Consider the following 242-nt stretch of genomic DNA (forward strand, 5'->3'; position numbering starts at 1 on the left):
GATCCGGGCGTGCTGCCAGGAAATCGTCCCGGCCTGCAGGGCCGCCAGGGTCAGCGGCAGTGACGTGGTCAGTGCCTGGCAGTCGCCCAGGAACGCGTCGGCGGTCCGTTCGCTGACGGTCAGGACACCGGCGACTTCGGCGGTCAGGGCCATCTCCTGGCAGGTGTCCCGCAACGACGGGGGCGTCAGGGCCCGGGCGGCCCGCACGTAGTCCGCGCCCAGCCGCACCTTCAACGCCGCCG

The 242-nt window shown here is 73.1% G+C and carries 1 pseudogene; it reads right to left on the bottom strand.

The window, feature by feature from the left end:
• Positions 1–242: pseudogene (locus BJQ90_RS19370) on the bottom strand (endonuclease); the annotation flags it as partial.

This window comes from Arthrobacter sp. SO3 (assembly GCF_020532825.1).
Lineage (GTDB): Bacteria > Actinomycetota > Actinomycetes > Actinomycetales > Micrococcaceae > Arthrobacter.